Source organism: Faecousia intestinalis, assembly GCF_040096185.1.
Lineage (GTDB): Bacteria > Bacillota > Clostridia > Oscillospirales > Oscillospiraceae > JAZOXB01.
Genome location: NZ_JBBMFF010000263.1, coordinates 1 through 6,294 on the forward strand (window position 1 = coordinate 1; position 6,294 = coordinate 6,294).

The following is a 6,294-nucleotide window of genomic DNA, read 5'->3' on the forward strand; positions in this document are numbered from 1 at the left end:
CGCCGTCTCATGCAGAATCTGACGCGCCCTCGGCGCTATAAAAAGCTTTTAAAGCTTTTTATCAGATTCTAGTATAACACTTTTGTGAATGACCTTGCAAACCATTGAATCACCGTGGTATAATGAGATAAAATACAATGAGGGCAGTAACTGCAGGGGTTGTCGAGTCCCTTCGGCAGAAAAGAGCCGTCAAAGGCCCAACCGTGCGGTGCTGCCTGACACAAAAAAGGAGTCCTGACTATGTTTTCTGCATCGGAGCGTGTTCTCTATGGCAAGCGCCAGCTGATCGAGGTGATCTGTCAGCTCCGTTTTCCGACGATCCTTTCCATCAGCGCGAAGGAGCCTGCCGAATTTCAGGAGGCCATCCGCGCCGAGTTCCCGCGCTATGCGCGCAATCTGGAAAAGCTCCCGCCCAAGGTGATCGGCCAGCCGGGCGCCATGAAGCTCGAGGAGCAGCCGACGGTCGTGAACTATCAGTTCCTGACGGCCGCAGGCGACTGGAAGGTCAACCTGACAAACACCTTCCTTGCGCTGGCCACGCCGGTCTATACGACGTGGGAGGATTTTGCCCGGAAGCTCGACGAGGTGCTGGCACAGTTCGTCGCCATCTATCACCCGGCGTATTTTGAGCGCATCGGCCTGCGCTACATCAACGGCTTTTCCCGCCGCGCCCTCGGTCTGGAGGGCGTGCCGTTCCGCGACCTTATTCAGCCCGCCTATCTTGGCCTGATGGCGGAGGACGACGTGCAGGAGCAGAGCGTCCAGCGCGTCACGCAGGATGTGGAGATGGCGCTGGCGGGCGGCTGCCGCCTGAAGCTGCACTGCGGCCCCGGTATGGTCAAGCGCGGCAATGTCGAGGACAAGGAGGTCCGCTTTATTCTGGACAACGACGTCTTCATGAACGGCAAGATCGAGCTGAAGCACTCCGCCGGAGCGCTCAACACCGTCCATACCCATGCGGACCGCATTTTCCGCGGCGCGATCACGGATCAGCTCCACGACGCCATGGAGCCGCAGCCGCTGTAATACTGTTTTCTGATTCAAATCTTTCATCAGAAAGGTTCCGCCTTTGGCGTAACCAATTTCGCGATTTTGGAAAAATCACGAAATCTCGTCTCATAATGATCTTCATATTAAAACCTTCCATTCTATGAATGAAAGGTTTTAATTGAATATCAGTATAATTTCCATGCGAGGTGAGGCGCAATGCCGTTTTTCTATGTAGACTGGTACTATATCGTTCTGGTGCTCCCGGCGGTGATCCTGTCGCTCTGGGCCAGCGCCCATGTCAAGAGCACGTTCCGCCGCTACAGTCAGGTGCGCAATGCGCGCGGCATGACCGGCGCAGAGGCCGCCATGGCGGTGCTGCGGGCGCATGGCGTGACCGATGTGCGCGTGGAGCATGTGTCAGGCGATCTGACGGATCATTTTGACCCGAAGGACCACGTCATCCGCCTGTCGGACTCCGTATACAATGTGGCAACGCCCGCCGCAGTCGGCGTGGCGGCGCATGAGGCTGGCCATGCCGTGCAGTATGCGCGGCACTATGCGCCGATCTATATCCGCGCGGCCATCGTCCCCGTGACGAACATCGGCTCGCGGCTCTCCATGCCGCTCATTGTGCTCGGCCTTGCGCTCAGCGGCCTCGGACAGGTGTTTTACTATGTGGCGCTGGCGGGCGTGGCCTGCTATGGCCTCTGCGTCGTGTTCCAGCTCGTCACCCTGCCGACGGAGTTCAACGCCAGCCACCGCGCCCTGCGCGCCATCGAGGAGAGCGCCCTGCTGCTGCCGGAGGAGCAGACCGCGGCAAAGCGTGTGCTCACAGCTGCGGCCCTGACCTATGTGGCCGCGCTGAGCGTGACCATTATGCAGTTCCTGCGTCTGCTGCTCATCGTGGCGGGCGGGAACCGGAGGAGAGACTGACTATGGACGAACGCACCGAACAGGGAAGACGCTTCCTCATGGGCTATCGCGACGACGATACCACGGAATTTGTCTCCGATCAGGAGAAAAAGCTGCCGCAGCCTCCGCTGTGCAAGGCCCCGATGGGCGGCGAGCGGACGGCGCTGCCGCGAGATTTTTCTGCGCTGCCGGAGGGCGGCGGCCTGTATGACCTGCTGACGCGGCGGCGCAGCGCCAGAATTTATACGGAGGGGGAGCTCAGCCTGCTGCAGCTTTCGTTCCTGCTCTGGGCCACGCAGGGCGTGCGCGCCATGCGCGGCCGGGCCTATGCCACGCTGCGCACCGTCCCGAGCGGCGGTGCACGCCATGCCTTTGAGACCTATCTCCTCCTCCGCCATGTCGAGGGCCTGCGCCCCGGCGCGTATCACTACCTGCCGCTGGAGCATGCGCTCGAGTTTCTGCACCCCGTCGAGCAGCTCGAGGACGTCGTTTCCGACACGCTCTGCGGCCAGAGCTGGGCGGCAAAGGCCAGCGTGATCTTCTACTGGTCCGTTGTGCCCTATCGCGCGGAGTGGCGCTACGGTCCCTATGCCTATGCGCCGCTGCTCGTCGATGCCGGGCATGTGGGCGAAAATCTCTATCTTGCCTGCGCGTCGCAGGGCCTCGGCACCTGCGGCCTGCGCGCCTTCCGCCATGAGCTGTGCTGCGAGCTGTTCGGGCTGGACGGCGAGGAGGAGTTTATCGTCTATGCCGCCCCGGTCGGCACGGTCCGCCCGGAGGATACCGCGCAGGAGGCGGCGTTCTATCAGTTCGTCGAGGACGAGAATTTATAAGAAAGCTCGGAATCCATTTTGCTGTTTGGCTGGAGCTTCCATAAGAAAATCGATCACCGGCTGCCGGAAAAGCAGCCGGTGATTTTTTGAATGACAGGGCCGGGTATGCCCCTGCAATGGCGTACCGTTATCGCCGTTTCAGCATCCTCCGGTCGCACAGGTCGATGCCGAACGACACGGCGGCGCTCAGGACAGCGAGAACGAGGATCATGGCGTCCGTGCTGAGGTAAGAGCCGGTCGCGTCATACAGCGCGCCCGCGATCGTGCTGCCGAACGAGGCGAACAGCAGGTTCGTCACCACGACGGAGAGATTCACGGCGTAGTGCCGCATACCGTAATACGAGCTGACAAAGGCCGCGTTGGCGGGCGTGACGCCGCCGTAGGCCATGCCGCCCAGCAGGAAGCCGACGATGAGCAGCGGGAAGCTGCCGAGCTTCAGCGCACCGATGAGCACAAGGCCGGTGAGCAGGAAAATGCCGCCCACGAGCTGCATGGTCCGGCTGCGCCCCAGTCGGTCGAACAGCCCGCCCAGCACGACGCGCCCGGCGGCGTTCGCCAGCGAGATCATGCCGACGGCCGTGGTGATACCGCCCGGCGAGACCGTTCTGCCGATCTCCCGCGCGATGGAGGTGGACTGCGACACGAGGGCCAGCCCTGCCGCGCTCAGGAGTACCGCCCAGAGATAGTACAGCCAGAACGCGGGCCGCCGCAGCATGGCCGCCGTGCCGAGCTCTTCTGCCACGGGGTTAGCATAGCGCTTCTTTTTCGCGGCGGGCGGCGGCGTGAAGTCTGTGCCGGGCCGCCGGAGCAGGAAGCCGCAGGCCGCCACGAGCACGGCCGTGATAATACCAAGCACGACAAAGCTGCGCCGCCAGCTGCCGACCGTCACCGGCGTGAAGCGCTGATAGAGCTTGCCGATGAGGAAGCTGCTCAGGCCGAAGCCCATGAGCAGAATACCGGAGACGAGGCCCTGCTTGTCGGGGAACCACGCGCCGACTGTCCCGAGCACGGCGTTATACGAGAAGCCGGAGGCCAGCCCGCAGACCACGCCGAAGCCGACATACAGCATGGGCAGCGACCGCATGCCCGCCGTCAGCAGGAAGCCCGCCAGAAACAGCAGGGCGGATATCCAGAGGAAAATTCGCGGGGAAATGCGCGCGGAAAGCGCGCCGCAGGTCAGGCCGCCAAGGCAGAAAAAGCTCATCACGATCGTAAAGGTCAGGGAAAGCTGTGCGGTGGTCCAGCGGGGGAACTCTGCGGCGATCGGCCCGGACAGTACGCTCCACGCGTACACCAGGCCCGAGAACAGAAGTACCACGCACCCGACTGCGACGTAGATCCATCTGCTTGCACTTCTCATAGGCTGCATCCTCCGTTTTGGGCCATTGCCGTGCTTCCGCGCGGAGATGGCCCGTATTTTGTTGTATTTTTGGGGTCCTGCCTTCATCATATCACAGAAAAGTCTGCTTGCCCAGACCCAAATCAAAATTCTGCCTGCTGCGGTGCGGTGTCCGTGAGGAACGGACAGAAAGGAAGGCAGGAATATTTTTGAAAAACCCTCTTGACAAATCTGTACTAGTGTATTAGTATATTAGTACAATAACACATTGGAGGTGAGCCAATGGCATGGAAACTGAATCCGGAGCGGCAGATCTGGCTGCAGCTCGTGGATGTGCTGAAGTTCCGCATCGTCTCCGGACAGTATCCGGCAGGCGTGAAGCTGCCGTCGGTGCGGGAGCTGGCCGCAGAGGCCGGTGTCAATCCGAACACCATGCAGCGCGCGCTTGCGGCGCTGGAGGAGAGCGGGCTCGTCAGCGCCCAGCGGAACACCGGGCGCTATGTCACACAGGATGAGGCGTGCATCCGCGAGACGCGCCGCTCGCTGGCGCAGGCCGAGATCGATGCGTTCTGCGCGCGGATGCGGCAGCTCGGCTACACGCAGGAGGAAATTGCAACATTGTTTGGAGGGAATGAAAATGAATGACATGCTGGTCTGCTGCAGCGGCCTGACGAAGAGCTACGGGGCAAAGCCCGCGCTCGACCACGTCGACCTGCAGCTTGCGCCGGGCAAGATCATCGGCCTGCTCGGGCCGAACGGCTCCGGCAAAACGACGCTCATCAAGATCCTGACGGGCCTGCTGCGCCAGACGGAGGGCTCCGTCGCGATCGACGGCAAGCCGATCGGCCCGGAGACGAAGGCGCTCGTGAGCTACCTGCCCGACCGGATGTACTATGCCGGTTGGATGAAAACGAAGGATATGGTCAACTTCTTTGCGGATTTCTATCCCGATTTCCGCCGCGAGCGCGCCGAGGCCATGTGCCGCGCGCTGGGCATCGAGCTGGATATGCGCGTGAAGACGATGTCGAAGGGCACGAAGGAGAAGCTCCAGCTGCTGCTCGTCATGAGCCGCGCCGCAAAGCTCTACCTGCTCGACGAGCCGATCGCGGGCGTCGATCCGGCCGCGCGCGACTTCATCCTGCAGACGATCCTGACGAATTATTCGCCCGAGAGCACCGTCCTGATCTCGACGCACCTGATCGCGGACATCGAGCCGGTGCTTGACGAGGTGATCTTCCTGAAGGAGGGCCGCGTCGTCCGCCACGATTCGACCGATAACATCCGCGGTGCCGAGGGCAAGTCCGTCGACGAGGTCTTCCGCGAAGTCTTCCGCACGATCCCGATGGGAGGTGAATGGCCGTGCTGAGCAAGCTGTTAAAATACGATCTCCGCACAAATCTGAAGATTTTTCTGTTTATCTGGCCCGCCATTCTGGTCTTCGGCCTGCTCGAGCGCGTCGCCCTCATGGCGGAGTTGCCGGTCAAGATCTCTGCCATTTTTGTGAATCTGACGACGGTGCTGTTCGTGCTCGCGGTCATTGCCGCCTGCGTGTTTGCACTCGTCATCTCCGTCATCCGCTTCTATTCCGGCCTGCTGCGTGATGAAGGCTACCTGATGTTCACGCTGCCGGTGCGGCCGTGGCAGCTTGTGCTGTCGAAGCTTCTCACGGCCTTCCTGACGCTGATCGTGACGGGCCTGGTCAGCTTCGTTTCCGTCGGCATCCTGTTCGGCGGTATCCGTGGCTTGCTGCCTTCCATCCGCACCTCGCTGGAGCAGAGCTTCGGCGGGATAATCAACGGCTGGGGCATCGCCCTGCTCGTCCTGCTGGTCATGGTGCAGGTCGCGGTGTCCGTGCTGCAGATCTATCTGTCCTGCTCCATCGGCCACCTGTTCCGCCGCAAGCGCATCCTGTTCGCCGTGCTGTTCTACTATGCCATCAACGTCGTGCTCGAGACGGTTGCAGTCACGTCCATCATCGTGCTGAGCAACTTTGAGCCGTTCTGCCGCTTCCTTGTTCAGCTCTATGCCGGCATGAGCGCGCCAGGCATGTTCAACCTGTTTATCGGCGTGATGCTTGCCCTGCTGGCCGTGCTCGGGATCGTGTACTTCTTTGTCACGGAGCGCATCCTGCGCCGCCATCTGAATCTGGAATAAGGCTTTCCACCGCGCTGTGCAATGCCCCAGGTTTGTCATTGCCACGGCCCCTTCGGGGCCGCGCAA

7 protein-coding genes are annotated in these 6,294 nt (G+C 61.4%); 6 read left to right on the forward strand and 1 reads right to left on the reverse strand.

The genetic code is table 11. The features are described from left to right. Positions 1-240: 240 nt before the first annotated feature. From WMO66_RS13220 to WMO66_RS13230, 3 genes are all read left to right on the forward strand, one after another. Positions 241-1,026 carry a TIGR04255 family protein gene (locus tag WMO66_RS13220; protein ID WP_349136876.1) on the forward strand — a complete coding sequence of 262 codons (786 nt, stop codon included), beginning with the start codon at positions 241-243 and terminating at the stop codon, positions 1,024-1,026. A gap of 180 nt (positions 1,027-1,206) precedes the next feature. Further along, complete coding sequence (locus WMO66_RS13225) at positions 1,207-1,923, forward strand: zinc metallopeptidase (RefSeq protein WP_349136877.1); 717 nt, start codon at positions 1,207-1,209, stop codon at positions 1,921-1,923. 2 nt (positions 1,924-1,925) lie between these two features. Continuing rightward, positions 1,926-2,735: a SagB/ThcOx family dehydrogenase gene (locus WMO66_RS13230; protein ID WP_349136878.1), complete on the forward strand. Its 810-nt coding sequence runs from the start codon at positions 1,926-1,928 to the stop codon at positions 2,733-2,735. Positions 2,736-2,862: 127 nt separating this feature from the next. Here the strand turns inward: WMO66_RS13230 and WMO66_RS13235 are convergent, their stop codons facing one another. Continuing rightward, complete coding sequence (locus tag WMO66_RS13235; RefSeq protein WP_349136879.1) at positions 2,863-4,095, reverse strand: MFS transporter; 1,233 nt, start codon at positions 4,093-4,095, stop codon at positions 2,863-2,865. Positions 4,096-4,356: 261 nt separating this feature from the next. On the opposite strand from WMO66_RS13235, the gene WMO66_RS13240 reads away from it, so the two are divergent. The 3 genes from WMO66_RS13240 to WMO66_RS13250 are packed head-to-tail and all read left to right on the forward strand — an operon-like array spanning position 4,357 to position 6,228. Beyond that, positions 4,357-4,719: a GntR family transcriptional regulator gene (locus tag WMO66_RS13240; RefSeq protein WP_349136880.1), complete on the forward strand. Its 363-nt coding sequence runs from the start codon at positions 4,357-4,359 to the stop codon at positions 4,717-4,719. Next, a complete protein-coding gene (locus tag WMO66_RS13245; protein ID WP_349136881.1) occupies positions 4,712-5,440 on the forward strand; it encodes an ABC transporter ATP-binding protein in 729 nt (242 codons plus the stop codon). The genes WMO66_RS13240 and WMO66_RS13245 overlap by 8 nt, the downstream gene beginning before the upstream one ends. Then, a complete protein-coding gene (locus WMO66_RS13250) occupies positions 5,434-6,228 on the forward strand; it encodes a hypothetical protein (RefSeq protein WP_349136882.1) in 795 nt (264 codons plus the stop codon). Before WMO66_RS13245 ends, WMO66_RS13250 begins: the two co-directional genes overlap by 7 nt. Positions 6,229-6,294: the final 66 nt, after the last annotated feature.